Origin of the sequence: Pseudochelatococcus contaminans (assembly GCF_014195635.1) — a bacterium.
GTDB classification, from domain to species: Bacteria; Pseudomonadota; Alphaproteobacteria; order Rhizobiales; family Beijerinckiaceae; genus Pseudochelatococcus; species Pseudochelatococcus contaminans.
The window spans coordinates 125,015-151,238 of the sequence record NZ_JACICC010000006.1 but is presented as its reverse complement, the minus strand read 5'-3'; the positions used below and the strand labels follow the sequence as shown (position 1 = coordinate 151,238).

23 protein-coding genes are annotated in these 26,224 nt (G+C 58.6%); 11 read left to right on the top strand and 12 right to left on the bottom strand.

The annotated features are described in order from the left end of the window. Positions 1-70: 70 nt before the first annotated feature. The 5 genes from FHS81_RS12790 to FHS81_RS12770 form a co-directional block, all read right to left on the bottom strand. The gene (locus tag FHS81_RS12790) at positions 71-802 is read right to left on the bottom strand and encodes an outer membrane protein (RefSeq protein ID WP_183753520.1); all 732 of its coding nucleotides are present in this window, start codon (positions 800-802) and stop codon (positions 71-73) included. 131 nt (positions 803-933) lie between these two features. Further along, complete coding sequence (locus FHS81_RS12785; protein WP_183753518.1) at positions 934-1,728, bottom strand: hypothetical protein; 795 nt, start codon at positions 1,726-1,728, stop codon at positions 934-936. 691 nt (positions 1,729-2,419) lie between these two features. Continuing rightward, on the bottom strand, positions 2,420-3,079 hold the full coding sequence (locus tag FHS81_RS12780; protein WP_428982453.1) for a DUF3313 domain-containing protein: 660 nt from the start codon (positions 3,077-3,079) through the stop codon (positions 2,420-2,422). 119 nt (positions 3,080-3,198) lie between these two features. Continuing rightward, a complete protein-coding gene (locus FHS81_RS12775) occupies positions 3,199-4,581 on the bottom strand; it encodes an ATP-binding protein (RefSeq protein WP_183753516.1) in 1,383 nt (460 codons plus the stop codon). Next, positions 4,578-5,300, bottom strand: a complete 723-nt coding sequence (locus tag FHS81_RS12770; protein ID WP_183753514.1) for a response regulator — start codon at positions 5,298-5,300, stop codon at positions 4,578-4,580. The genes FHS81_RS12775 and FHS81_RS12770 overlap by 4 nt, the downstream gene beginning before the upstream one ends. A 354-nt stretch (positions 5,301-5,654) precedes the next feature. Between FHS81_RS12770 and FHS81_RS12765 the strand changes: the two genes are divergently transcribed. The 4 genes from FHS81_RS12765 (at position 5,655) to FHS81_RS12750 (ending at position 10,101) form a co-directional block, all read left to right on the top strand. Continuing rightward, positions 5,655-6,326, top strand: a complete 672-nt coding sequence (locus FHS81_RS12765; RefSeq protein ID WP_183753512.1) for a CerR family C-terminal domain-containing protein — start codon at positions 5,655-5,657, stop codon at positions 6,324-6,326. 57 nt (positions 6,327-6,383) lie between these two features. Beyond that, positions 6,384-6,989, top strand: a complete 606-nt coding sequence (locus FHS81_RS12760; protein WP_183753510.1) for a hypothetical protein — start codon at positions 6,384-6,386, stop codon at positions 6,987-6,989. After that, positions 6,940-7,755: a hypothetical protein gene (locus tag FHS81_RS12755; protein ID WP_246374998.1), complete on the top strand. Its 816-nt coding sequence runs from the start codon at positions 6,940-6,942 to the stop codon at positions 7,753-7,755. Before FHS81_RS12760 ends, FHS81_RS12755 begins: the two co-directional genes overlap by 50 nt. Positions 7,756-8,073: 318 nt before the next feature. Next, positions 8,074-10,101: an FUSC family protein gene (locus FHS81_RS12750; RefSeq protein ID WP_183753508.1), complete on the top strand. Its 2,028-nt coding sequence runs from the start codon at positions 8,074-8,076 to the stop codon at positions 10,099-10,101. A 59-nt stretch (positions 10,102-10,160) separates the two neighbouring features. On the opposite strand, the gene FHS81_RS12745 is transcribed toward FHS81_RS12750, so the two are convergent. Further along, entirely contained in the window at positions 10,161-10,868 is a 708-nt protein-coding gene (locus FHS81_RS12745; RefSeq protein WP_183753506.1) for a TetR/AcrR family transcriptional regulator, read from the bottom strand. Positions 10,869-11,018: 150 nt separating this feature from the next. Between FHS81_RS12745 and FHS81_RS12740 the strand changes: the two genes are divergently transcribed. Further along, a complete protein-coding gene (locus FHS81_RS12740) occupies positions 11,019-12,209 on the top strand; it encodes a multidrug effflux MFS transporter (RefSeq protein ID WP_183753504.1) in 1,191 nt (396 codons plus the stop codon). Between the two features lie 35 nt (positions 12,210-12,244). Here the strand turns inward: FHS81_RS12740 and FHS81_RS12735 are convergent, their stop codons facing one another. Both FHS81_RS12735 and FHS81_RS12730 read right to left on the bottom strand, forming a co-directional pair. Then, positions 12,245-12,832, bottom strand: a complete 588-nt coding sequence (locus FHS81_RS12735; RefSeq protein WP_210281675.1) for a VOC family protein — start codon at positions 12,830-12,832, stop codon at positions 12,245-12,247. A gap of 154 nt (positions 12,833-12,986) precedes the next feature. Further along, a complete protein-coding gene (locus FHS81_RS12730) occupies positions 12,987-13,655 on the bottom strand; it encodes a L,D-transpeptidase (protein WP_183753500.1) in 669 nt (222 codons plus the stop codon). 854 nt (positions 13,656-14,509) lie between these two features. Here FHS81_RS12730 and FHS81_RS12725 point away from each other — a divergent pair. After that, positions 14,510-15,574, top strand: a complete 1,065-nt coding sequence (locus tag FHS81_RS12725) for a hypothetical protein (protein WP_183753498.1) — start codon at positions 14,510-14,512, stop codon at positions 15,572-15,574. Between the two features lie 68 nt (positions 15,575-15,642). Here FHS81_RS12725 and FHS81_RS12720 read toward each other — a convergent pair whose 3' ends face one another. Further along, complete coding sequence (locus FHS81_RS12720; RefSeq protein ID WP_183753496.1) at positions 15,643-16,563, bottom strand: LysR family transcriptional regulator; 921 nt, start codon at positions 16,561-16,563, stop codon at positions 15,643-15,645. Between the two features lie 156 nt (positions 16,564-16,719). Here FHS81_RS12720 and FHS81_RS12715 point away from each other — a divergent pair, with 156 nt between their 5' ends. The 3 genes from FHS81_RS12715 to FHS81_RS12705 all read left to right on the top strand — a co-directional run bounded on the left by FHS81_RS12715 (position 16,720) and on the right by FHS81_RS12705 (position 20,054). Next, positions 16,720-17,904, top strand: coding sequence for an MFS transporter (locus tag FHS81_RS12715; protein ID WP_183753494.1), 1,185 nt, complete (start codon positions 16,720-16,722; stop codon positions 17,902-17,904). 51 nt (positions 17,905-17,955) lie between these two features. Continuing rightward, positions 17,956-18,780, top strand: coding sequence for an aldo/keto reductase (locus FHS81_RS12710; protein WP_183753492.1), 825 nt, complete (start codon positions 17,956-17,958; stop codon positions 18,778-18,780). 80 nt (positions 18,781-18,860) lie between these two features. Then, positions 18,861-20,054: an MFS transporter gene (locus FHS81_RS12705; RefSeq protein WP_428982452.1), complete on the top strand. Its 1,194-nt coding sequence runs from the start codon at positions 18,861-18,863 to the stop codon at positions 20,052-20,054. A gap of 39 nt (positions 20,055-20,093) precedes the next feature. On the opposite strand, the gene FHS81_RS12700 is transcribed toward FHS81_RS12705, so the two are convergent. Beyond that, positions 20,094-20,687 carry a TetR/AcrR family transcriptional regulator gene (locus FHS81_RS12700; protein ID WP_183753490.1) on the bottom strand — a complete coding sequence of 198 codons (594 nt, stop codon included), beginning with the start codon at positions 20,685-20,687 and terminating at the stop codon, positions 20,094-20,096. Positions 20,688-20,846: 159 nt separating this feature from the next. Here FHS81_RS12700 and FHS81_RS12695 point away from each other — a divergent pair, with 159 nt between their 5' ends. Then, positions 20,847-21,857 carry an alpha/beta fold hydrolase gene (locus FHS81_RS12695; protein ID WP_183753488.1) on the top strand — a complete coding sequence of 337 codons (1,011 nt, stop codon included), beginning with the start codon at positions 20,847-20,849 and terminating at the stop codon, positions 21,855-21,857. A 33-nt stretch (positions 21,858-21,890) separates the two neighbouring features. Here the strand turns inward: FHS81_RS12695 and FHS81_RS12690 are convergent, their stop codons facing one another. After that, positions 21,891-22,913, bottom strand: coding sequence for an HWE histidine kinase domain-containing protein (locus tag FHS81_RS12690; RefSeq protein ID WP_183753486.1), 1,023 nt, complete (start codon positions 22,911-22,913; stop codon positions 21,891-21,893). Positions 22,914-23,166: 253 nt separating this feature from the next. Here FHS81_RS12690 and FHS81_RS12685 point away from each other — a divergent pair, with 253 nt between their 5' ends. Continuing rightward, positions 23,167-24,708, top strand: coding sequence for a phospholipase D-like domain-containing protein (locus tag FHS81_RS12685; RefSeq protein WP_246374997.1), 1,542 nt, complete (start codon positions 23,167-23,169; stop codon positions 24,706-24,708). Between the two features lie 12 nt (positions 24,709-24,720). Here FHS81_RS12685 and mqo read toward each other — a convergent pair whose 3' ends face one another. Further along, on the bottom strand, positions 24,721-26,217 hold the full coding sequence (gene mqo / locus FHS81_RS12680; protein ID WP_183753484.1) for a malate dehydrogenase (quinone): 1,497 nt from the start codon (positions 26,215-26,217) through the stop codon (positions 24,721-24,723). Between the last annotated feature and the right edge of the window lie 7 nt (positions 26,218-26,224).

Here is a 26,224-nt window from a genome sequence, read left to right as displayed (position 1 = left end):
AGAAGGTCAAAGCCCGCACGAAAGCCCGGCGCACGATAGACGTCGGGCCAATTCTGCATCGTTTTTATACTCAGAACGAGCCGAACTTGTAGTTCAGTCCCGCGCGGACAACGCCAAATTCAGTGTCCTTGCGGTTGAGTTGCACAGGCGCAAAGTAGTTTGCCTCTTCCTTGCCAAGGTTCACATAGAGACCTTCAATGCGCGCGCTGATATTGTCGGTAAAGGCATATTCGATACCGGCACCCGCAACCCAACCCATGCGGATGTCATTCTTGGCCTTGAAAATCGCATCGTTGTATACGAATGAGCGATCATTGCCGCCACCGCCGTAAGCCAGACCACCCGTGGCGTATATGAGGGCCTGATCGATGGCAAAGCCGAGCCGACCGCGAACCGTGCCATACCATTCGACACTGCTTTGCGAACCGCCCAGCGACCCGGATGACGGTTCCCACGCCAGCGTGTTATCCTTGCCCTTCAGATCCGCATAGTTGATGTCAGCCTCGACGCCGACGACAAACTGCCCGAACTGAAGATTGTAACCCGCCTGGGCGCCGCCAGTGAAGCCTCCATCGTCGTTGTTGCCTCCGCTATAATAAGTAGAGCCGAAGTACTTGTCATCATCATTGCTGTTCCATGCATAACCTGCATTGGCGCCGACGTAGAATCCGGTCCAGGTAAAGATCGGGGTCGCTATCGGCGCCATTGGCTCGTAATTCTGAATGGGCATGTCGGCGGCGAAGGCTGTACCGGAAGCCATCAGGCCAAGCGCGGCAACACTTGCGAGAAAATACTTGATCATCGTTTGCTCCTCAGAGATTTTTATCATCCAAAACTTGGCTATTCGGATGAAATTTGAACGTCAGCAAAGCATCAGTGCTTCTATCTTGATATCTGAAGCGATGCGGCGAATTGAGTTGAACGGAAAGCGGCTCACCACAAGGTGTCGACAGTGGCGAGAAGGGCCTGCTTTCCAGTGTTGATGACAGCGCTGGAAGCATTCGCCGCCTGCCCCAGAAACGTGCGGCCTCCGTGCAGCACTGCATTGGCGAACCGTGCGTGCACCGGTTCTTCCCGCGGCAGCGCGGCGGCCTGAACGGCGGCCGGTGCACGCACAACCGCGGGAGAATGCGCCGCTGTAGTATCGCGCGAAGACGAACGTGACTGGCAGTTGTTCAGGCAGCCTGCCGGCCTTTTGGATCCTTCCGGCGCCGTTGCAGAAGTCCCAAAGTTGGCGCGCGCCAGATGGATGGGCGTCAGTACGCTCAGCGGCTGCACAGGTGCTGTGGAACGCGTGGATGCGCCGAGGTTCGCCGGACGTCGCGGCGGAACGGGTTGATTGACCGCAAGCGTCATGCGCTCAACCGCCTTATCCTGCACGTCTCCACCATTGATGGCAGCAGTCTTCTCAGCGTCGCCCCGCACGTTAACCGTGCTTTTGACGACATCATGAGTCAACGGTGCACTAGAAGCGGCGGGCGGCGACGCAATAATCGCCAGGCTTTCATGCGGCTCTGTTTTCTGCTGTTCTTCATAGGCAATGATACTGGTCTGCTTTGCCGCTGCAGTATCCAAACCGTCGACAACTTTGGATCCGGCATAGCCTGCTGTATAAGCCAGCCAAACCATTCCGCCGATGACGATCATATGCATACCAAGATGCAGAACAGCCTCTGAATTCCAATATCGCCACATCGTTTTGCGTGCATTCACTGCGCTTTTTCTCATGCGCGATCCGGCCGGCCAGCTACGGAGGGCGCTAGACACCGGCCGGCCGGCGCTCCGTCGATCCGATAGCGGACCGAGCGATTCACGGGACTTTGCGTCTGCGTCGATATCGTATGGAGCCTCTGCCGTGCACTGGCCCGCAATGTGAGCACAGTCACGAAGAGATAGGAGCGGAATTTCATTGTGGGATCGAATAATAGTATTCGGTCCCGTCAATGCTTTGAAGCCCGTTGCATCCGGCGCAGCAATCTGAATGGCTCCAGCGGGCTGATGCGTGTGCGGGCCAGCTAGACGCAAATGTTTCGGCATGACAATCCTCCCGGCAATCCTCAGGATGGAGATACGCCGCACAACGGAGAGAGAACGGGAGTGACGAGACATCGATAAGAACTCCGCGATACTTGAACTGGTCGAGACGGCGAGCACCGTCTGCTATGATGCGACAACTATTATCCGGTTCGTTATTGCTTTGGATGTTGTGATGTTACGATATGTTCGCCGCACAAAATCCGGAGCAATGCAGGTCACGGGAAAACCACCTCCGATAGGACAGCCAGCGATGGACATTCCATTGATGTCATCCAGAACGTGCAATGCACACGGGCCGGTAGATTTTTCGGATCTACAGGCCAAGTGATCGGTGCAATTGAATTGAGACTGCCAGGACAAAAGCCAAAGCAGCGGCTAATTTTTATTTGAATTCAGCCAGAAGCTCATCGGCACCTTTGCGGATACCTACCTTCGATGCCTCAAGACTAGAGAATGTTGCGCCGACGTTCATCGCGTTCGGATATTGCTTGGCTACATAAGCATAAAGCAATCGATTGGTTTTGGCGTCGTAGATCTCGACAGCATAGCTGATCGATCCGGACATGGAACCCTCCTGCCCCCGAACAGCCTGAATGGTGTTATAGACACCACCAGCCATATCAAGACGCGATACCGGTCCGAGCAAAGGAGTTGTTATCTTGGCTCCGGTCATCGTCAAATGAAGCCTCAATGTGTCTGGTCCCGGTGCATTGACGATTGCAAACCGCTGACTCAGTTTCTGAGTAAATTCCTTTTCCATATATCGGGATAGTGTTTCTTTTTCTTTCGGTGTGACGTCTTTGAATTGACTATCCCGTCCATTATAAACCGTGACAGGATCAACAATCATCTTGCTATATTGCTGCCAATTTTTAGTAGAATGATATTTATAAGGGATACGGCCACTTTTATCCTGCGGATTTGGCCGAAGTTGCCCCGCAGAGGCGAGTCCTTCATAAACCTTCGGACTGGCCGTCATGCATCCGGCAAGGGGTGAGCAGGTCATGGTCAACGCTGCGGCAATTCGGATTATCTTGCTCACAAATAGCTCCAATGAATTTAACTCTGAGTCGATGCGAGTTAAATCTATCGGCAACACACGTTGAGCAGTTTTCATTAATATTCAGAAATGTTCGCACCTGGCTGGAAGCGCGAGATGTCTCAGCCTGTGCCAACGATGTCCGCTGAGGCGGAAGTGAGACCTCCAAAACCGTTATCGTGCGCCGGGGGCAGGTTGATTTCGACCATAAGGCCGCTCGGCTTTGCATCATGCAGGGTCAGAGTGCCCCCATGCCCGCTTCGGACAATGCCTTCCGCCGTGGGAAGACCAAGACCAAATCCACCATCTATGCCGCATGTGCGGGCCTCATCCGCTTTGAAAAATGGCTCCATAACGCGTGTTTTGAGCTCATCGGAAAGCCCCGGACCATTATCGGTCACTCTAATGAAAATTCCGCGGCTTTCGGCATCTTTCAGCTCAATCTCGATTTGCGTGGCATGGCGGGAGGCATTTTCCACCAGATTGGTGACAGCCCGCGTCAGAGATTCCGGCTTGCATATGTATTTCAGGCGTCGTGGCCCAGTATATTTGACATCGATCCCTGCCTCTGAAAAATCCGTCGCGATCGTTTGCAGCAGACTCGACAAATCTACCCTTCGCGATGGAACACTGTGCAGAGCATTCGTCAGAAATGCGAGACTCTCTGTAATCATGGAATCCAGCATGGTCAGATCGTCAAGCATCTTGCGTTGCAGTTCCGGCTGCTCGCAACGTTCGGCGCGCATTCGCAATCGAGTAAGCGGTGTTCTCAGATCATGACTGATCGAGGTCAACATGCGCGTGCGGCTCTCCGCCATCTGCAATATTCGACTGCGCATGACATTGAGGGACGCCGCAAGACTTCTAACCTCGGCAGCGCCCTCCGTTACTGCAAACGGCTCCTTGAGGCTATCGTCAGAACTCGCACGTTGCGCGGTCACGGCAAAACGCGTCAGCGGCCGCGTTATCAACCAGCTGCTAAAATAGGCCAGCAAAGCCAGAGGAAGAACGATCTTCAGAATTCCACTCGCCACCGCCGGAAAGAACCATAAATTACGCGGAAATGACGGCAGGTTGAATGCAAGCGCTCTATGCTGATCGACCAATACGATAAAAGTAGCTGGCTTTGCCTCTTTGTCGAACACATGCACCAATATATCGAAAAACTCGCCCTCTAAGACCCGCTGTATTCGTCGCGAAAGATCGTCAGACAGATCAGGATCGTCTCGTGTCGGGATTTGTTCGGGTGATAATTTTTCCGCGGATAACCCAAATCGTCTCGCCAGTGCCAGGGCTTCCTCCTCTTCTGACACGGACTGGGCATGACGAAATCGGTCAACCACTCCTTCTATCCGGCCTACCAGCAAACCAATTTCAACGCCTTTATCATGACGGCCGTAAATAAATGGCTCGGTTGCAGATGCTATCGTTGAAACAAGAATAACCAATAATATTGCCAACACGAGTATCTGTGTACGGATAGAGGCCATGCGGAGACTTTTCACTTTGTTTTCTCCACAAACGCAGCAAAAAGATAGCCGCCAAGCCGAACCGTTTTGATGAATACGGGATCCTTGAGGTTGGGTTCTATTTTCTGCCGGATGCGACTGATATGGGCATCGATGCTGCGCTCAACCGGTCCTGCAGCGCCTGCATGCGTCATGGACAAAAGCTGCTCGCGCGTCAAAATCTTGTTCGGATTACAACAAAAGGCCCACAGCAGATCGAATTCCGCTGTCGTCATGGATACTTCATCGCCATCGGCATCGACCAACTTTCGGCTGCTGGGATCTATGCACCAACCAGCAAAGGTCAAAGGTCCGATAACATCTCCGGGTTTGTGGGCAAGCGATGCCCGGCGCAGGATGCTTCTGATCCGCGCGAGAAGCTCGCGCGAGTTGAATGGCTTTGTGACATAGTCATCAGCGCCGAGCTCCAACCCAAGAATACGGTCGACATCTTCCCGCCTCGCGGTCAACATCAGTATAGGAAGCGAACGAGATGCGCGAAGCCGCATGCAGATGCTAAAGCCGTCCTCTCCCGGCAACATCGCATCCAGAATGACCAGATCGAACTTCTGACGGGTCAGCAGCCGGTCCATGTCTCTGCCGTTTCCAACCGACCACGCGCCAAAACCATGACTTTTCAAAAGGTCCGTCAACATGCTCGCGATGTCGGAATCGTCCTCGACGATCAGAATATTGGGTTGCTCAAATGCCGCCATTTCAAACGCTGTCGCCCGGGTTGAATTAATCGCCTGCCTGCTGGCCAGCAGACAAAATTATTTTATCCGCATGTCGGTGTGTCACGCCACCTTTCAGGATCCGAAAACTGTTTCACTGAGCAGCCTTTGAGGTTTTGTTGTCGCTCCTGAGCCAAATCTCACCCTGAAGATAAAGAGTGCTCACGATAGCAATGCGCCGTGTACGGTTGTGTTTCGAAATGTTGCAATATGTTGCGGGCATCCGCACCCAATTGCGCGGCCCGCAGCCGACGCGCGGTTCAGGCAAATTTTTAAAAGGCCAATTGAAAAGTTCGTTCGATTGAAATATATTATGAAAGTCACCAAGGAGCAGCCATGGCAACCCCGTCAGATTTGCCAAGCGGACACGAAACCAAGAGCGCTAGAACGCGTGCAAATCTGATTAATGCGGCGATCGACGTGATTGGCGCGGTTGGCTACGAAGGCGCCAGCACCCGCGCGCTATCGAAGGCGGCCAACACGACGCTTTCTGCGATCCCCTACCATTTCGGTGGGAAGAAGGAGCTGTATCTCGCGGCCGCCACAACAATAGCGGAATACGTCTTGGGGCGATTTGAAGAGGCGACGGCCGTTCTGGACGATAATCATTCCGGCAGCGGTGTTCTCCGTCTGGAATTAGCGCTGATTAATATTCTGCATATCATCGTAGAGGAGGCTGAACCTTATTCATGGTCATCGTTCGTCGCTCGCTGCACTTACGATAATGATGAAGCGTTCGTCCTGATTTACGATAAGGCCATCGGCCCGACGCTGCATCGACTGGTGCAAGCGGCCAGCGACATTTCCGGGCGTGCCGTGAGTGATGAGGCGCTGCGCCTCCGGATCAGCGCAATCCTGACTGCCATTGTCGGCTTCCGGTTTCAACGCGGCATCATGCTGCGCAGCATGGGATGGACCCAGATGCGCAGTGGCAGCGTCGAGCAAATCGAGGAAATGGTTGGCGATCTTTGCCGCAGTGACTTTCTGACCGGCTGCCAAAACCAGTAACGGCCTGCCCGCGAACTGTCATCTCACACATTCATCAGAGAGTGGAAGGAAATTACAATGACAAATCAAACTGCGCATGATGCTGTAGCCTGGGTAAAGCAGCGCCTTGATGATTTGGATGTGACAATAACCGAAGTCGAGAAGGCTGTTGACGAGCTTAAGGGACAGGCGCGAGAAGCTGCCGATGCCTCCCTGGCTCGCTTGAATGCGTCGCGCCATAAGCTGCAGGAATACGCCGAGCAGCTTCGGTCAGAGGCTGCCACAGTCAGGAGCGGCATCGACGAATCCCAGAAAGCGCTGGAGGATGAGTGGGTTGAAGTCGAATCCGCTGTTCAGTCATTTTTGGTCGCCGCCGAGGAACGCGCCGACATCGTTCGCGATTTCGTCATTACGCGGGCACAGGCTCAGCGTCAGGCATGGGAGGCCTCTTTCAATGATCTGCGCCAACAGGCCGAGGCAGTGGTGGATAAGGCAAACGATGAGCTGGACGCCGCAATCGACCGGCTCTCGGACCAAGCGGAGAAGTTTCAGGCCAGGATAGGTGATGCAAAAGATGCAGGTGATGAATCCTGGGCGGCCGTGAAGCAGGGGCTGACCGACGCCAGGGCCGTACATGACCGCACCATTAAGAAAATCAGGGAAGCCTTTTCAAAGTTGCTCTGAACGGCAATCGAAGGAGATAATCAACATGAAAACTCGTCTATCCGCAATTGGACTGGCAATCGTTGCCCAGACTGCCTTGCTGACCGGCTCGGTCGCATTCGCACAGAATACTGTAGCCCCTCAAGATCAACTGGGTGCACGCGAAGACCGTTCGCTGGCACGACAAGTGCTCGACTGGTCGCAAGACCGCCTCGCCGAGCTTGATGCCACCGTGGCCGTGCTGGAAAAGCAATCTGCAGAGCTTTCCGGAGAAGCCCGGACCAAAGCGGATGAAACCTTGATGGCTCTTCGGGGACAGCGTGATGCCTTCCGGGTTCAGGCTGAGGAAACCGCAGCCAACGCAAAGACGTGGACGAACGCACAGCTTACGACGGCACGCAATTCGCTGGATGAGAACTGGACAGCATTCCAGGCGGCAAAGGATGAATATCTCGAAAATACCAAGGCTGATATCACCACCCGGCGAGCCATTCTGGAAGCGGAACTCGACGCCCGCCAGCAGGCCTGGCAGCGTTCAATCGATGAATTAAGCGCCGAGGCACAAAATGTTGCAGCCGATCAGCGCACAAAGATCGATGCCCGCATCGCTGTGCTGAAGGCTGATGCCGCGAAAGCCAGAGACGATGCCAGAGCGCGGATCGAACGCCTCAAGGACGGTTCGGCGGAGGCGTGGGAAACGACGAAGAAAGGCTATGCGGATGCACGAAACCTTTTCTGGGAGAGTTACAGCTCGATCCGCCAATCCATAGAAAACGCAACGAAATAGTCCTTGTCAGCCGGAGACGCGGTGACCGCGTCTCCGGCGTGCGTGAGAAATCTGATAATCATAAGCGATCTGGCAGGGTGCCCGCCCGCGTGGACGCGGGATCGAGAGCCTGAATACGCTCTCCACAGAGACTGGCACTCAACGCGCAGCGGAGGAAACGCCGAGACAAGTCAAACGGAACGCCTTGGCTGCCGTTTTCCAATACGGCTTACGCGACTTCGTCACGTCAAAAGATTATCGTAACCTCATCGAGATAATCATCAGCGGCTTCGTAGGCCGCTTTTCGCTTGCCCCCTCCACGCGCATATGTCTTTCAGGATGACTCTCATCACGCATCACGACTCTCCCCAGACCGCCCGGACAGATTCACCTGCCAACAGTTCCATCGCCTGGTTGCGGGAGCTGGCAAGGCTCAAGCCCGCTCCGTGGACATGGGGGCAGACGCTGCGCGGCGCTTTCAGCGTTGGTCTGGTACTGACGTTCGGAAGCCTGACCAATTCGCTCACAGAGTCGATCTTTCTGGCCATCGGCATTATCTGCGCATGCGCCGGCGAACCCGTAGGGTCTTACAAGGCCAAGGCGCGGCGTATCGTTGTCACGCTGCTGATCGCCTCGATCGGCGCGTTCGCGGGTCACCTCGATGCCTTTCCGTGGGTCGTCGTTGTCGGCGCTATGACCGCATTGGGATTTTTAGCCACTATCGTCAGCAGCTACGGGGCAGTGTACTCGATCGGCACCATGCAGGCGATGGTGATCGCGGCAGTGTCCATCGGCTTGCCCGAAGTCCGACCGGACTGGCACCTCTCAGCGATGTTTCTGACTGGCGGTGCGCTTTATCTCACGGCTTTGGGGGTGGAGGCAGCGCTTCTGCGTCGATATCCCGAGCGTCACGCCGTTAGTGATCTGATGACGGCGCTGGCCGGTCTGGCGGCGACACGCGCTGCGAAAGCGCATCTTGGGATTACGCTTGAAACAACGGAAATCGCGACCGCACGGGCGCAGGTTACGGAACGCATGTCGGCCCTTTATGCCTTCATGCTCGATATCCGCTCCCACTTCGTAGGCAGGAGCTATCAGGCAAACGCGCTGGCGTTCATCCTGCAGCGAGCCGATGCGGTGTTCGCGATCATCATGTCGGAGACCGACGCCGCGGTGCTGGACGCCGCCGCCAAACGGCTCACGGACGGCGCGGCGGCAGAGTTGAAGGGCGCTGCCGCACCGGCGGCCTCCGGGGCCGCAAATGTGGGCAATCTCCTGCAGGCGGTGGAAAACCTCATCGCGGCATCGACCGGCAGCGTGGATGCGACTGTTCAGCCAAGCGCTCCGCCTGTCAAAGGCCACCGCGACGCGTCCGGATGGTTCTCCATTACGTTCGGCCGTCTCACACCGGGGCGCGACACGGTCGTATCCGCTGCTCGCACCGGCCTGTGCATGGGGCTGGCCTATGCGATCCACTGGGTCTATCCGCTGGATCATTGGTATTGGGTTCCGCTGACTGTCACGCTGGTAATGAAGCCGGATCTCGGCCCCATTTTCGTGCGGGCGGTTTTACGCAGCATTGGCACGATTCTGGGTGCAGGCATCGGCGCGGTGGGTCTGCTGATTTTGCCAAAAGGGCCGGCGCTGCTAATCGCCATTATCCTGCTGACCGGCCTGTTGCCGTGGGCGCAGCGCCGTTCATATGCTGTCCTTGCGCTGGTTGTGACGCCGCTTATCCTGATACTTGAAGATGTGGTGATTGCCGGCTCAAATACAGTCTATTTCGGCTGGGAGCGCATCGTGGCAACGATAGCTGGCTCCGCCATCGTCCTTGTGTTCGGCTACTTCGTCTGGCCGAGGGAGCAGGCAAGCCAACTGAACGGCACGTTTCAGGCCGCACGGCTGGCCACAGCGGATTATCTGAAATCCACCCTCTCGGCTGATACGAACGCTGTATCGACCCAACGCCGGCTGGCCTATGCGCAGCTTTCGGACATGCGCCGGCGCCTTCAGATGTCGCTGGCCGAGCCGCCGCCCGCCTGCTACGAAGCCGCGGCATGGTTCCCGCTCGTGGCAAGCGCGGAGCGCGTGTGCGACATGGTCACAACCTTTTCCGCCAGCACGGAGCCTGTCACTACCGCGGATGCACAAGCCATTTCGCAACTCGCGACCAGAGTGGCCGGAACGCCGTCAGCCGCTTCACCCGGCAACGCCGCGCCCACGGCAGGTTCGTCCCCGGACGTCAAGCCAACGCCGGACCAGGATGTCGCCACCTTGATCGATGGCATAGGCAACGAACTGGCCTACATAACGCGCTTGCAGAAGACGGAGAGCGTTCCAATCATCCCAGGCCCGGCGCTCCATTAAACGCCGTTCGCGGGCAAGTGCCGCAGCGAACAACCTTTATGCTGTCTGGCGCATATTCATCATTCAACGCTGCGTGACAGCTCAAGGCCAAGCGCGTCGGAGAAAATGTCGATAATCCGCTCGATCCGAGCCGCGATCTCTTCGGGGCGGGGACGACTCTGATCTTGTGATGCAAGCGCCAGGATCTGCCACGGATTCACCAGACTGCCGATCATCAGATCGGCCAGTTCCTCCGGGTTTTCGGCGTGGATCGCGCCATCGCTCACCAGACGGCGGAAGCGTTCGCCGACATGGGCGATCACGCCGCCGATCTCCAGCCCCTCGAACGAGTTAGCCAACTCTGGATATTGCGGCGCTTCGGCGATGATGAGACGCGTCAAACCAATCTGCACAGGATCGAGCAGATAATTGGTGAGCGACGTCAGACAACGGCGGATTTCCTCGCGCGGATCGTCGCCGGGACGATGGGCATATGGCGCCATCGGCGGGCGATGATCATGCGCACTCAAAAGCGCTTCCAACGCTGAACGCTTGTCTGGGAAGAAACGGTAAAGCGTGCGCTTCGACATTCCTGCCTCGCCGGCAACCTTTTCCATCGTTGCGCCGGCAAAACCATCGCGCAGGAATACCCGCCCTGCCGCACGGATCAGCACATCGCGCCGCTGGTCATGGCTCAACACAGGCGGGCGCCCGATTCTTGGCCCCTCCCCTCCGTCAGGGGTGCCAGTCAGCGCCGATGCAGCCTTCATGGTTTCATTCTGTTGCATCCGCACAATCCTCCCTTGCCAGATTATCGCTTGACATTAAGAAACGCCAGTGTTTCTAAATTTAAGGAAACAGAAACGTTTTCAAATCACCCCACACCAGCAGGCAACGGACCGGCTGGCGGGCATCCCGTCAGCTCGGAGACATGAGACATGGAAAGACAACACACGATACTTGCCATCTGCTTCGGCGCGATTTCCGCGCTTGGGCCGCTAGCGCTCGACATGTATCTCTCAGCCATGCCGGTGATGGCCGCACATCTGGGGGCGGCCGAGGGGCAGATAGAGTTGACGGTGACGGCCTTCTTCATCGGCTTCTGTGTCGGCCAGCTCGTCATGGGGCCGCTGTCAGACAGGGTGGGACGCAAGCCGGTTGTTATCACCGGGCTGGTGCTGTTTTTGGTGGCATCGATGGCCTGTGCCCTTTCGGGATCAATCGGGCAATTCATCGGCTGGCGCTTGGTGCAGGGTTTCGGCGGTTCGGTTGGCCTCGCCATCGCCATGGCGGCAATCCGCGATCTCTTCACGGGCGCAATGGCGGCGCGGCTGCTATCGATGGTGGTTATGGTGTTGGGGCTTGCGCCAATCGTCGCCCCAATCCTCGGCAGCGGGATGTTGATGATCCTGCCCTGGCAGGCAATTTTCTGGTTGCAGGCGGTGTTGGCGACGCTCGTATTGCTGGCTGTCGTCTTTCTGCTGCCGGAAACGCGCAGCGACGCCGCAAAGCGAAACAGTTACCCGCTGCGCGCGGTCGGCACCTATGTCAGGTTGCTGCTTCGGCGTGACTACATTTCCTATGCCGGGGTCATGGCACTGACGCAGGCCGGATTTTTCGGCTATCTGTCCGCGGCTTCGGTGGTGCTGATCGGCACCTATGGCCTCTCACCGATGAGCTTCTCCTTCGTCTTTGCCGCCAATGCCGTCGGCCTCGCCATCAGCTCACAGATGGGTGGCCGAATGGCAGCGCGTTTCGGCGCGCTGCAAGTTGCGCGGGCGACAAATATTTTCCGTGGTGTCGTCGCGATCGTTCTGCTCGTCTTCGCGCTGGTCTTCGGCCTGTCGCTTCCGGCTTTCATCGTGCTTTGCTTCCTGCTTGTGGCCAGCAAAGGGCTCCTGATGCCGGCGTGCTCGGTCCTGGCGCTCGAAAATCAGGGGCAGGATGCTGGCACCGCTTCGGCCCTGATGGGCGCGCTCGGGTTCGCGCTCGGCTCGCTCGTCAGCTTTCTGATCGGCCTGATGGCAGATGGAACCGCCCTCCCGGTCTCCGTCATGATGGCGGTGACAACGCTGCTCTCGCTTGCCATCAGTACGTTGACGTTTCCGAAGGCTGCGCCAACGCATTGATGGCTGGCTGATTCACTCGTCGCAAAAACACAAAATTACAGTGGCGCGGCCAGTTCCACGAGGATGCCGGGAATGACACCCCCGACATAGACCATCTGGCCGCCCTCGCCCTCTCCGGCCTTGGCCCGTACGACCACATTGATGTCAGGATTGGCCGCCTGCAGCTCCCGCAGCTTCGCGTCGACATCCTCGACGAGGAAAGCCAGATGATGCACAGCGTTGCCATTCTTGTTGAGAAAGTCGAGATAGGGCGACGGTTTATCCGCTTCCGGCTGAATAAACTCCACCTTGACGTTGCCAAGATCCACGAAGACGAAATAGGCACTGTAAGCTAGATCCCGGTCATCATAGCGGGCAACCGGAAAATCGAGTGTGACGGTGTTCACGATCTTCGCGCCGAATGCCGCGCGTAACTTCTCAGCCTCGGCATCCGCGTCGGCAACAATAAAACCGACGTGATCCACGGTCGGGAAAAACGCGCTTGCAGGAATTTGCCCGGCAAGCGACGCCCCGTCGCCATCCTGCGCACGTGCAGGGATGGCAACGCAGAAAATCGCCATCGACACAATGATTGCCAGCCGCCACGCGAGCAACACAGAAGCGGGGCGAAGGGAGTGCGGCATCGCGGTCAGCATCATCTCATCACCATCTTTCTGTCTCGCGTGACATTGCCCATCCGGCGCCGGTCGACGCCACGTAGCGCCTGAACAATTCCGTCAGGCGCACACACGATAAAGGAAACTCACGCGTTTCAAAATGTCAAGAATATCCGCGTCGTCAGGCAACAGTATCGGCGCCGCGCTGGAGAACAACGACGCGGGTGCCGTCTGGCACGCGGCGATGCAGATCGATGATGTCCGGATTGAGAAGGCGTATGCAGCCGGAGGAAATGGACTTGCCGATGGACCAATCCTCATTGGTGCCATGAATGCGGTAAAGCGTGTCGCGGCCATTCCGGTAAAGATAGAGCGCACGAGCCCCCATCGGGTTGCTCGGCCCCGGCTCCATGCCATTTTTCCACGGCAGGTTCCTCTCCGGCTCGCGGGCGATCATGTTGGGTGTCGGCGTCCAGCGCGGCCACGCGCGCTTGTGCTGCACGACACCAATCCCCGCAAATTCAAGCCCCGCTTTGCCGACACCGATGCCATAGCGCAGCGCGCGGTCATTTTCCTGCTGGAGATAGAGGAAGCGGTCATGCGTATCGACCACGATGGTTCCCGGTGCATGACCGCTGTTGTAGGCGACTTCCTGGCGATAGAACTGCGGGTCTATCTTGGAAAGGTCTGGCGCGGGAATGGGAAACGGCTCGTCATTGATCGCAGCATACATATTCACGTAATGCGGCAGCAGGTGCGGCGATTGCACCTGGCTACGCTGAAGCGTGCTTGCGCATCCCCCCAAAAATGCCGGAAGGGCAGCGACAAAAATGCGGCGACTCATGGCCATGAATTCGTTCTCCAAATCTTTAAACGTCTAATTTGTTTGCTGGCGTTGCGACCTGGCAGGACAACAACGCATACGGCAGTGCGCCAACGGGACTTCGCTTGCTTTCAGGGAGAGAGGCTTACGGGAGGAACGCGAGCGATGATGCTGAAGAACTTGCTTTTCCGCCCCTATTGTTCCGCCTCGGCGCAACTGGTGAAAGATGTCCCGATGAACAGTTCACTATCGACAGAGGAAAAGCATAGTTTCAGTAATTCCTCGCGGAAGAATCAATAGTTGAATCACTTGAACCTCATATGCCCTAGCCGCCGCCATTTGAGCGTAATTTCCAACAATAATCGCAGGCTAAAATAAGGCACTCTCGCCACGGTTCGGCATCGTGGCAATCTGTTCCTGTCACTGTTGTATCAATACATCACCCGCGACCGCTCAATTTGTGGATTATATTTAGCCGAGCCAAAGCATATCGTCCGTGATCGTGCCCTGCGACCGCCCAGATCAAGGTCACGTTTCAACGCTTGAAAATTTCATCTCGCCCCAGACGCGTTCCAGTGGAACGTCGTCACTATCATGTCGTCGCAGATAGTTCTGGCGGCAATTAAACTGAGCCATCGACCGCATTATTGCCACATTATCCCAAGCCTCGGGCCGTAAACACGGAACCCGAATACGTCTTTTGCGTTCGGTTTCACATGCGGCATTCGACGCGCCGCCGCGTCATCTGTTTTTTAGCTGTGATTGCCTGAACAGGCGATTTGGGAGATACGTTCATGAACAATATCATCTATCTGGTCGGCCTCGTGGTCGTGGTTCTCGCTATCCTGTCGTTTCTTGGCCTTCGCTGAGGAGTGGTCGCCATGGCACCCACGGAAACTGTAACTGCCGCAGCTGCTCCGCGCCGCGAAGTATCGGGCTCTTATATTGACTGGGCCGCGGTTCTGGGCGGCGCAGTCGTCTCTGCCGCCATCGTCGGGCTGTTCGCAGCTTTCGGCACGGCGCTCGGGCTCTCGACGATCTCGGCCGTGCCGGGCGAAGGCTCATTTAATCTCTGGATTATCGTCACCGCGCTCTGGCTCGTGATCTCGGTTGTCGCGAGTTATCTCGCTGGCGGTTATGTCGCCGGGCGCATGCGGCGCCGCGTGGATGACGCTCCGGCTGACGAAGTATCAACGCGCGACGGGATCAACGGCCTTGTCGTTTGGGGTCTTGGCATGCTCGTAACCGCCTGGATGGCAGCGGGCGCGATCAGCGGCGCGGCATCCGCCGTCGGTACGGCTGCGACGGCTGCCGGATCCGCAATTGGCGGCGTCGTTCAGGGTGCAGGAGCTGTGGCTGGCGGCGCGGTGCAGGGCGTGGCTCAGACGCTGGGTGCAGCCGTGCCGGACGACACGGATGGTGGCGTGCTGGATTACATCAACAGCACGCTGCTTCGTCCTGCGGCCGAGGGCGTGCGTCAGGGCGTTCAGCAGCCGGATGGCACAGTCGCACCTGGCACGCCATCGCTGAATGACGCGGAACTCGCGCGCCAGAGCGGCGTCGTTCTTGGCAACGTGCTACGCACGGGCGAGATTTCCGATCAGGACCGCGCGTTTCTGGTTGCTGCCGCCGCGCGCCGTACTGGCCAGTCCGAAGCCGAGGTGAATGCCCGCGTCGATCAGGCCGTGACCGCTGTTCAGGAAGCACGCCGGAACGCTGATGCCGCCATCGCTGAGGCGCGCGCCGAAGCAGAGCGCGTGGCGAAAGAGGCAGAGGAAGCTGCCATCGCCGCTGCGGAAACCGCACGCAAAAGCGCAATTCTGACGGCGTTCCTGCTGACCGCCGCGGCGCTTGTGGCGGGCGCAGCCGCAGTTGCCGGCGCAGTTCGCGGCGGGCGCGATCGCGACGAGGGCCGGATCTGGGGCGGTCTCAGCTACCGCCTTTGATCGGCGCCAAACGATGTAAACAATAAAAAGGACGCCCACGGGCGTCCTTAATTCATTATGCGGCAAGTCTATCTCTGTGATGTGCAGCAGCCAATGGATACGTATTCCACCAGAAAATCGATAAAAGCGCGAATGCGAGCCGCTAAATGCTCGTGGCCAACATAAACCGCGTGCACGAGTTCAATATCTTCGGCGTTATAGTCTTCCAGAACTGCCATCAGACGCCCGGTCACTATATCCGCCTCCACATGGAAAGCCCCAAGCCGGGCAAGACCAAGGCCGTCCAATGCGAACTGACGCAGCACAACACCACTGTTGCCGTAGGCGTTTCCAGCAATAGGCCGCGTAAACGGCTCACGTGTTACGGCATCGCGGAACGGCCATTCATCCAAATGACGGCGGAAGTTGAAGCGCAGGCAGTTGTGCCGATCGAGCGCATCCGGCGTTGTTGGAACGCCGTATTGCTCCAGATAGGCGGGAGATCCAACAATAACGCGCCGCGTTTCCACCAGTTTACGCGCTTTAAGCGTCGAGTCGCGTAAGTGGCCGGAGCGGATTGCAACGTCTGTGCGCTCGTCCACAAGGTCGATGACGGTATCGGTCAGCGAGACGTCCAGCTCTATCTGCGGATAACGCGCGAGGAACTGTTGCACCAGCGGTAACAGCAGGCACTCCCCGAAGGCGACCGACGCGCTGACACGGAGCTTGCCGCGTGGTTCGATATGGGATCTGTTGGAGACCAGCCGTTCCGCATCATCGATTTCAGCGAGGATGTTCCTCGACCGCTCAAGATAAAGCGCCCCCTCCGGCGTCAGCTGGAGCGTGCGGGTGGAGCGCACGAACAGCGGCGTGCCCAGCCTATCTTCAATGCGTGTGACGAGTTTGCTAACTGCTGAAGGTGACAGGCCAAGCTTTCGTCCAGCCGCCGAGAAACCGCCGCTTTCTGCCGCGGCAACAAAGACACTCATCTCGCCGGAACGATTGTCCATTGCCCATCCTATGAATTAAATTCAAAAACGTTTTTCCATAATATGCTATTCAGTCTCAAATCGAAAGGCGGCATCGTCAGCCAAGATCCATCCTCGTGGCTTTGCCGATGGAGAAGCCGTCGATCCGCCAGATGCCAAGGCGGGAAAGGAACATCCGTGCCCGCCGCGCTTTACGCCCTTACGATTGCGGCTTACGCAATCGGCACCACCGAATTCGTCGTCGTCGGACTGCTGCCAACTGTGGCCGCCGATCTTGGCATCACCTTGCCGCTCGCCGGGCTGATCGTCTCGGTCTACGCACTCGGCGTCACCTTTGGTGCACCTGTTCTCACGGCACTGACAGGCCGCATCGAACGCAAGCCCCTGCTCATGGGGCTGATGGTGGTGTTCGTCGCCGGTCATGTGCTGGTAGCGCTCAGTCCCAGCTACGAAATCCTGCTTGTCGCCCGTGTATTGTCGGCCTTCGCACACGGGGTTTTCTTCGCGGTCGGCTCGACCATCGCCGCCGACCTTGTGCCGGAGGATCGCCGCGCTTCGGCCATCGCCCTGATGTTCATGGGTCTGACGGTCGCTATCGTGACCGGCGTTCCGCTCGGCACTTTCATTGGCCAGACTTTCGGCTGGCGCGCGACGTTCTGGGCGGTCGCTGCGCTCGGCGTGATCGCGCTCGCAGGCATCGCCGCGTTGCTGCCCAACACCATCAGCAAAAGGCCGCCGGCTTCGCTGCTCGATCAGGTGCGCGTGCTTGGATCGGGCCGTCTGCTGCTGGTCTTTGCCATGACGACGCTCGGCTACGGCGGAACTTTCGTCACCTTCACCTACCTCGCCACCATCCTTGAGGACATCACCGGCTTTGCCGCCAGCCATGTCAGTCTGATCCTGATCCTTTACGGCGCGGCCATCGCCGCCGGCAATCTCCTGGGCGGCCGCATCGCCAACAGCAATCCTGTCAGGGCACTGACATGGTTGTTCGCCGCGCAGGCAGCCGTGCTGGTGATTTTCACTTTCACTGCCGGCACGGCAATTCCGGCGCTCGTCACATTGGTTGCGCTCGGTTTTCTGTCGTTCGCCAACGTGCCGGGACTCCAGCTCTATGTCGTCCAGCTCGCCACGCGCTTCCGGCCCGGGGCGGTGGATGTCGCGGCGGCGCTGAACATCGCAGCGTTTAATCTGGGCATCGCACTCGGCGCATGGATCGGCGGCCTCGTGGTCGTTTCCAGCCTCGGCATTGGTGCGACGCCCTGGGTCGGCGCGGTTATGGTCGCCGGCGCACTTGTGCTGACGATCTGGAGCGGCATGATCGATGCCCGCGGCAGATCCGTCGAGCCCGTCAACGCCTGACCCGATCCGCAGATCGGCAATAGGCATCATCATCACGAAGGAAAGCACACAATGCAGACAGTCACCGCCAATGGCGCCGCCATTCCCGCTCTCGGTTTCGGCACGTTTCGCATTCCCGGCCCGGATACGCTACGCATGGTTTCTCAAGTGCTCAAGCTGGGCTACCGCCACATCGACACGGCACAAATCTATGGCAACGAGGCCGAAGTTGGCGAAGCCATCGCGGGCGCCGATGTCTCGCGCGGCGATGTCTTCCTGACCACGAAGGTCTGGGTCGATCATTATCCTCATGACACCTTCATTGCATCGGTGGATGAGAGCCTGCAAAAACTCAGGACTGATTATGTCGATCTTCTGCTGCTGCACTGGCCGAACAACGCCGTGCCGCTGGCCGAGCAGATTGGCGCGCTCAATGAGGTGAAGCAGGCCGGCAAGGCTCGCCATATCGGTATTTCGAACTATACCACCGCGCTCCAGGCCGAGGCGATCCGCCTGTCTAACGCACCGCTCGTCACCAACCAGATCGAGGTTCACCCCTATCTCGACCAGTCGAAGGTGATCGGCGCTGCCCGCGCCGCCGGCCTTTCCCTGACGGCTTACTACGGCATGGCGGACGGCAAGGTCTTTTCCGATCCGGTCCTCACCGAGATTGCCCGCGAGACGGGCAAGTCGGTTGCGCAGCTCGTGCTGCGCTGGCTGATCCAGAAAGATGGGGTCATCGCGCTGACGAAAACCGTGAGCGAGGCACGGGCGGCAGAAAACCTCGCCATATTCGACTTCGCGCTGTCGCCGGAGACGGTGGCGCGGATCGACGCGCTGGCGCGCCCCGATGGCCGTCTGGTCAGCCCGGACGGGCTAGCCCCCGCGTGGGACTGACACCCCCATAGCGCCGCCAGATTCAAAGCTGCAAAAGGACACCGGTTTTGAGCACGAGCAGATTGCCCGCCTTGCTATCCATGATGATCGGCGGCTTCGCTATCGGCACCACCGAATATGCGAGCGTCGGCGTTCTACCGCAGATCGCCGACGACTTCGGGATTAGCCTCACCCGGGCCGGTCTGGTTGTCAGCGGTTATGCGCTGGGCGTCAGCTTCGGCTCGCCGATTCTCGCAGCTCTGACCGGACGCCTTTCACGCAAAACACTCATGTTGGCGGTCATGGCTTTGTTCATCGCCGCCAACGCCGCCGCTGCTCTCAGCACGAGCTACTCGTTCCTCATTGCCATGCGCGTGCTCTCGGCGCTGCCGCACGGCATCTTTTTCGGTGTTGGCGCGGCCATCGCTGCGAGCTTCGTTTCGGATGATCGAAGGGCATCGGCGGTCGCCATTGTCTTCAGCGGTCTGACAATTGCGGTCGCGGCCGGTGTGCCAATTGCGACCGTCATTGGCCAACGCCTGGGCTGGCCGATGGCCTATTGGTTTGTCGCGGCTATCGGTCTTGCATCGCTGATCACCATGGCCGCCACATTACCTCGGGACATCGATATCGCGCCGGCTGGCAGCCTCGTCGAACAGATCCGCGTTCTTGGCAGCGGACGCCTGCTGATCGCTTTCGGCATGAACTTCTGCGCCTGGGGCGGCACCTTCGTTACCTTTGCCTACCTTCCCGCCATTCTCACCGACATCACCGGCTTTGGGCCGAATGGGGTCGCGTGGATGTTGTCACTCTACGGGATGTCGGTCATCGTCGGTAATTTCCTCGGCGGCAGGGTATCGGACAAAAAGCTGGTGCCAGCGCTGGCTGCAATGCTCGGCGCGCAGGCGGCGGTGCTGCTGATCTTCACCTTCACGGCCCCGTCCGCTATTGGTTCGATCCTGACGCTTGGCGTGCTTGGCGCGTTGATGTTCTGCAACGTGCCGGGGCTGGCGCTCTATGTGGTGCAACTCGCTACACGCTACCGGCCAGCGAACGTGGACATTGCCTCCACGATCAACGTCTCGGCTGCGAATGCCGGCATCGCTCTCGGTGCGATCCTAGGCGGGCTGGTCGCGGAGTCTCGGCTGGGGCTGGGGGCAACACCGTGGGTTGGCGCGATCATGGTGAGCGGCGGCCTGCTGCTGACCTTATGGAGCGGCTGGCTCGACACGCGTCAGGAGCGGCAGAACATAGCCGCAATGGAACCTGGGCAAACCAACAAGCAGCCCGGATGAGCCAATACGCGTTTCCAAGACGTGTTTCCAATACGCGTTTCAATGCCTCGCTTTCAGGCCGGAGAGCAAGCGTTCGACATTGCGCGCGACGCTGGCGAAGCGCCCCTCCGGCGCATCCCCCTCCCCGATCCAGAGAGCAGCTTCGACCAAGGCTCCGTTGATGAGCCGGGCGATGATATCGGGATCACCTTGGTCGATGACACCTTGCGCCATCAACCGGGACAAAATCTCTGCAAGCGATGTCAAACATTGCCGTTGGCTGGCTTGAGTGTAGGCCGCTCCCAGCACTGAGGGCGCATCGCGCAGCACGATGCGCTGGATCTCCGGTTCAAGCGCCATCTCCAGATAGGCACGGCAACGGTGCAAGAACCCCCGCCAGATATCCGGGTCGCTCTCCGTGATCGCCGCCAGCCGCAGGTCCATTTCCGCATCGATTGTTTCCGCGACCGCGAGCAGCAAGCCCTTTTTATCACCGAAATGGTGATACAGCGCCCCGCGCGTGAGGCCGGCAGATGCTGTGAACGTATCCATCGACGTCCCGGCATAACCCTCTTCACCGAAAGCCCGCCGCGCAGCCTCGATCAGCTTGCCCCGGGTTTCCTCGATCATGTCGCTGCGCGCCCTGCGTGTCATCCCGGCCCTCATTTGCATACGTTGCGCATGCCAATTGACATACGTAGCGTATCCTAATATCACTGGCATACGCTGCGTATGCATTAGCGAGCGCTGGAGGCCATGTCCAGTCTGCCTCAGGCAGCGCCTCGCGGTTGAGCATAAAATAAGGCTGACTGTATGACTTACGAGATTCTCGATCTTGGTGACGTTCACCTGCAGTCGAAGCGCTGTATTCGCAACGCCGTGCTCGCTTACAAGACCTTTGGCACGCTCAATGCCGCCAAGGACAATGCCATTATCTATCCGACATCGTTTGCAGCGACGCATGACGATGCGGCGTGGCTGATCGGGACGGGTCATGCGCTCGATCCTGATAAATACTTCATCATTGTGCCAGATGCGTTCGGCAACGGGCTATCCAGCTCGCCGAGCAACACCCCGGCGCCGCATGACGGAAGCCGTTTTCCGCATGTCACCATCCACGACAACGTGGTGCAGCAACATCGGCTGCTGACCGAGAAGTTCGGCATCGACCGGATCAATCTCGCCATTGGCTGGTCACTGGGCGGTGCGCAAGCGTTCGAATGGGCCTCGGCGTTTCCGGACAAAGTGGAGCGTCTCTTCACGTTCCAGAGTGCGGCCCGCACCTCCCGCCACTTCCATCTATTCTTCGACAGCGTGCGCGCGGCCATTGAACTGGACGCGGATTTCAGAGAGGGTTTTTACACACAGCAGCCGCAGCGCGGTCTGCGTGTCGCTGCCCGCATTTACGCGGCATGGGGCTTTTCGCAGGCGTTCTTTCGCGAGCGGCTGGACGAAAGCGCGCTCGGCTATGCGTCCCTCGATGATTTCCTGATCGACTTCTGGGAAGGCTGGTTCCTGAAACGCGACGCCAACAATCTGCTTGCTCAACTCTGGATGGGCCAGCACGCGGACATCAGCGCCAACGCCCTCTACCGCGGCGATCTCGATAAGGCGCTTTCGGCAATCCGGGCAGATACGATCATCATGCCATCATCGAGCGATTTATATTTTCCCGTAGAGGATGCGGCTGATGAAGCCCGACGAATACCCAAGGCGGAACTGCGGGTTCTTGAATCGCACTGGGGCCATGTCGCCGGTGAGGGCCTGAACGACGCCGACACCAAGGTTATTGAAAGCGCGATAACCGAACTTCTCGCACGGTAACTAACGCCATGACCCAGACCGGCTGACTGCCACTTAAGCGTTGGTGCCGGCGCGCAGGGTGAAACGTAGTCCTTCGGACTTGAAATCGAGCAAGGCTTCGCCGCCGAAATAACCCGCTGCAACGCGTTCGATGAGCTTTGACCCAAAGCTGCGCCGCTCCGGCATCGTAACCGCCGGCCCCTCGCTTTCGACCCACTGGAACTCGAACAATCCGCGGGCCTGCCGCCAGCTGATAGACACCCTGCCCTTCTCGTTGGACAGCGAGCCGTATTTAATGGCGTTGGTGGCGAGTTCATGAATTGAGAGAGAAAGCCCTAGCGCCTGCTGCGGGGTCAATCGGTAGGCATCACCGACGATTTCCACCCGCCGGTGGGCATGCTTATGCGCGGCAAGCGCGGCTTCGACGATCTCGCGCGTATCCGCCTCGACGAACTCGGTCTGGGTCAGAATATCCTGCGCGCTGGCCAGCGCTTGCAAGCGGTCGTTGATGACCTGAGTTGCACTTTCCACCGAGGAAGACGCGCGCAAGGTCTGCCCTACGATGGCCTGCACGATGGTCAACGTGTTCTTCATGCGGTGGGCCAGCTCGGCATTGAGCAGCCGCTGGGCTTCCTCTGACGTTTTCCGCGCCGTGATGTCGGACGCAGCCCCCATCCAGCTCTCAATCTCGCCATTTTCGTCAAACAAAGGCACGGCCCGCGACGATGCCCAGCCGATGGTGCCGTCGACCCTGTTGACCGTATGCTCGATGTTGTATGTATCCTTCGCGGCGACGGCCCGGCGGATTTCCGCCCGCACCCGCTCCTGATGCTCCGCAGGAATATACAACTCGATCCACTGTTTGTTGGTCTGGGTATTGTCGGGGATGAAGCCGCCGCCGTTCAATTGAGCAAGCTCGCTCCAGTCGGCGTTGACCCTGTAACGCACCTCTGATGACGAACGCACGAGCGCATCAAGCTGTTCGGCTAGTTTGAGCAGGCTCTGTTGTTCGACAAGCCGGGCGGAGCGCAAAGCCTCCAGCTCAAGTTTAGCCAGAGCGTATTGTTCTCGCAGCACCGTTACCTCCGGCGCTGGATCTAACTGTAGCCCCGGTATCTTTTCCATTGACACGAAATGGTCACTCTCGAACTGGTGCGCGCAAACAGTTGCACGTAAGTTGAACCTTCTGTTTCGCATGTTGTGCCCTTTAAAGCAATCGATTAGGCCTGCCGACACCAAGCGGCGGCAGCGATTGCAGCCGAGGCAAGCCCCGGGAAACACAGCGGACTAGAATGACATTCCGGATGCCGCCTTCTCGGGGAACTCCGCGATGAAAAAAGCGTTATCAGCCAGCGGGATCGCGGTGCGAGAGGCCATGTCCGAACATCGTTTATTGAATCCGGGTGAGAACTGCTGGCGGGTGGAAACAGCCCGCCGGTTCGCGTTTGTCGTCGACGGGGCGGACTATTTCATATCGCTCCGCAAGGCGCTTCTGCAGGCGCGGCATGCGATCACGCTCGTCGGTTGGGATTTCGACACCCGGATCAGCTTCGGCAACAGTGACGACGGCGGACCTGAACGGCTGGGGGACTTCATACTCTGGCTTGCGGACCGGACACCCTCGCTCGAAATCCGGTTGCTGCGCTGGGACACGGGCGCTCTCAAGACCATGCTGCGCGGCAATACGATTTTCACCATCCTGCGCTGGAAGGCGCATCCACGTATCACGTTGAGGCTGGACGCAAAGCACCCGCTGGCGGGATCGCATCATCAGAAGATCGTGGTCATCGACGACAGCATTGCCTTCTGCGGCGGGATCGACCTGACGATGCAGCGTTGGGACACGCGCGAGCATCTTGATGACGACCCGCGCCGTGTCAGCCCGAGCGGACGGCCTCAAGGCCCCTGGCATGACGCGACCAGCGCATTCGACGGCGACGCCGCGCGGGCCATCGGCGATCTGGCGAGAGCGCGCTGGCAGGTCGCGACGGGCGAAAGTTTACAGCCCTGCAGCGACTGCCACGACTGCTGGCCCGAGAGGCTGAAACCGAGTTTCACCGATGTCCGCCTGGGTATCGCACGCACCATCCCCGAGATGGATGAGCAGGAGCCTGTGCATGAGATCGAGGCCGCATGGGTGGATATGATCGGCCGTGCGAAGCGGATGATCTATGCGGAAAGCCAGTACTTCGCCTCACGCAGGATCGCCCGTGCGATTGCCGAGCGTCTTGCGGAGGAAAATCCGCCGGAGATCGTTATCGTGACGCCGCATTCGGCGCAGGGCTGGCTTGAGCCGCTGGCGATGGACACCGCACGGGCGAAACTGGTGGAGGCCTTGCAGCACATCGACCGCCACGGACGGCTGCGGATCTACCACCCGCAGACCGCGAGCGGCGAGCCGATCTACGCCCACGCCAAGGTGATGGTGGTCGACGATGACGTGCTGCGGCTGGGGTCGTCGAATTTCAACAACCGCTCGATGCGGCTCGATAGCGAATGCGACGTGATCCTTGCGGCGGATGAGCCGGGCAACAGCCATCTGCATGATGACATCGCCGCCCTGCGAGATGATCTGATGGCGGAGCATCTGGGCGTCGACCCGGCGGATGTGACCCGAAAACTGGCGGAAACAGGTTCACTGATCGCAACGGTCGAGGCATTGCGAGGCGGCGGTCGCAGCCTCCTGCCCTATCGGATTCCGGAACTTTCCGATTTCGAAGAATGGCTCGCCGAGAACGAAATCCTTGATCCGAACGGCCCCGACGAGATGTTCGAGAGCACGACGAAACGTGGACTCTTCAAAGGGTGGGAGTGGCTGAAAAACCACTTCCACCGTTCTCGCAAATACGATTCACATAAGGCCGACCGATAACCTTTAGCGGCCTCAGATATTGTCGATCTTGAGGACCGCCGCCGTCTCCGCCCGCGCGCGGGCGCAGGCTTGCGCATCGGTTTTAAGGTCGATTCCGTAAGTGGGGATGATGCGCTTGAGCGCCGGCAACCAGCCGTCATCGGTGAGGTGATCGTCGAAGCAGGCTTCGAGCACCTTCACGGCGATGAACGCCGCCGTCGAGGCTCCCGGCGATGCTCCGAGCAGCGCGACCAGCGATTTATCGCCCGCCGGCACCAGCTCGGTTCCGAACTCAAGCGCGCCGCCGCCCCGGTGATCTGGCTTGATGATCTGCACACGCTGGCCAGCCACCGCTTTGGCCCAGTCATCCGGCGCGGCATTCGGGAAAAACTGCTTCAGGACGCCGAACTGGTGCGATGGACTTTGCAGAACCTGCCCGATCAGATACTCGGTCAGTTTCAGGTTGTCCTTTGCCACATCCAGCAGCGGGGTAATGTTGGAGAGCGTGATGGATTCGAACAGATCGAGCAGTGAGCCCTGCTTGAGAAACTTGGTCGAGAAGCCCGCATAAGGCCCGAAAAGCAGCGATTTCTTGCCACCGATGATGCGGGTGTCCAGATGCGGCACGGACATCGGCGGAGAACCGCTCGCTGCCTTGCCGTAAACCTTCGCATGGTGACGCTCGCTGACGGCATCGACATCGCAGCGCAACCAGATGCCGCTCACCGGAAAGCCGCCGAAGCCGCGCCCTTCCGGAATCCCGGACATCTGAAGCAAGTCGATGGCGTCGCCGCCGGCACCGATAAAGACAAACTTCGCCGAGACGCTCTGCCGCGATTTGTCGGAATTGTTTTCCACGGTCACGCGCCAGCGCCCGTCCGCTTCGCGCTGAAGCCCCACCACCTGCTGGTTATAGTGAACCGCAAAGCCCGTGCGGGCCTGAAGCTGCGCGACGAGCAAATGCGTCAGCGACCCGTAGTCCACGTCCGTTCCGGTGATGATGCGTGTCGCCGCCACCTTTTCGCCGGGCGCCCGCCCTTCCATGATCAGCGGCGCCCATTGCGCGATCTGCGCCGGATCGTCACTGAATTCCATGCCATGATAGCAGTGGTGCGCGGACATCTCGTTGAAGCGGGTGCGGAGAAACGCGACGTTTTCGTCTCCCCACACAAAGCTCATATGCGGGCAAGGGTGAATAAAGGCGCGCGGGTCCGGAATCGCGCCCTGGCGCACCAGATAAGCCCAGAGCTGGCGCGAAATATCGAATTCGGTATTGACCTCCAGCGCCTCGGAAATATCGACACTGCCATCGGCGCGCTGGGGCGTGTAATTCATCTCGCAATTTGCGGCGTGGCCGGTGCCGGCGTTGTTCCACGAGTTGGAACTTTCCTGGCCACAATCGCCCAGCCGCTCATACATGGCGATGGATAAATCAGGCTGCAGCTCTTTAAGAAAAGTGCCCAGCGTGGCGCTCATGATGCCAGCGCCGATGAGGACAACATCTGTATTATCTATGGAAGAATTCGACATGACGGCC

Coding starts and splice junctions, on each gene's coding strand:
- FHS81_RS12790 (WP_183753520.1), bottom strand. CDS start 802: ATGATCAAGTATTTTCTCGCAAGTGTTGCCGCGCTTGGCCTGATGGCT.
- FHS81_RS12785 (WP_183753518.1), bottom strand. CDS start 1,728: ATGAGAAAAAGCGCAGTGAATGCACGCAAAACGATGTGGCGATATTGG.
- FHS81_RS12770 (WP_183753514.1), bottom strand. CDS start 5,300: ATGGCGGCATTTGAGCAACCCAATATTCTGATCGTCGAGGACGATTCC.
- FHS81_RS12765 (WP_183753512.1), top strand. CDS start 5,655: ATGGCAACCCCGTCAGATTTGCCAAGCGGACACGAAACCAAGAGCGCT.
- FHS81_RS12760 (WP_183753510.1), top strand. CDS start 6,384: ATGACAAATCAAACTGCGCATGATGCTGTAGCCTGGGTAAAGCAGCGC.
- FHS81_RS12755 (WP_246374998.1), top strand. CDS start 6,940: ATGACCGCACCATTAAGAAAATCAGGGAAGCCTTTTCAAAGTTGCTCT.
- FHS81_RS12750 (WP_183753508.1), top strand. CDS start 8,074: ATGACTCTCATCACGCATCACGACTCTCCCCAGACCGCCCGGACAGAT.
- FHS81_RS12745 (WP_183753506.1), bottom strand. CDS start 10,868: ATGCAACAGAATGAAACCATGAAGGCTGCATCGGCGCTGACTGGCACC.
- FHS81_RS12740 (WP_183753504.1), top strand. CDS start 11,019: ATGGAAAGACAACACACGATACTTGCCATCTGCTTCGGCGCGATTTCC.
- FHS81_RS12735 (WP_210281675.1), bottom strand. CDS start 12,832: ATGCCGCACTCCCTTCGCCCCGCTTCTGTGTTGCTCGCGTGGCGGCTG.
- FHS81_RS12730 (WP_183753500.1), bottom strand. CDS start 13,655: ATGGCCATGAGTCGCCGCATTTTTGTCGCTGCCCTTCCGGCATTTTTG.
- FHS81_RS12725 (WP_183753498.1), top strand. CDS start 14,510: ATGGCACCCACGGAAACTGTAACTGCCGCAGCTGCTCCGCGCCGCGAA.
- FHS81_RS12720 (WP_183753496.1), bottom strand. CDS start 16,563: ATGGACAATCGTTCCGGCGAGATGAGTGTCTTTGTTGCCGCGGCAGAA.
- FHS81_RS12710 (WP_183753492.1), top strand. CDS start 17,956: ATGCAGACAGTCACCGCCAATGGCGCCGCCATTCCCGCTCTCGGTTTC.
- FHS81_RS12705 (WP_428982452.1), top strand. CDS start 18,861: ATGATGATCGGCGGCTTCGCTATCGGCACCACCGAATATGCGAGCGTC.
- FHS81_RS12700 (WP_183753490.1), bottom strand. CDS start 20,687: ATGACACGCAGGGCGCGCAGCGACATGATCGAGGAAACCCGGGGCAAG.
- FHS81_RS12695 (WP_183753488.1), top strand. CDS start 20,847: ATGACTTACGAGATTCTCGATCTTGGTGACGTTCACCTGCAGTCGAAG.
- FHS81_RS12685 (WP_246374997.1), top strand. CDS start 23,167: ATGAAAAAAGCGTTATCAGCCAGCGGGATCGCGGTGCGAGAGGCCATG.
- mqo (WP_183753484.1), bottom strand. CDS start 26,217: ATGTCGAATTCTTCCATAGATAATACAGATGTTGTCCTCATCGGCGCT.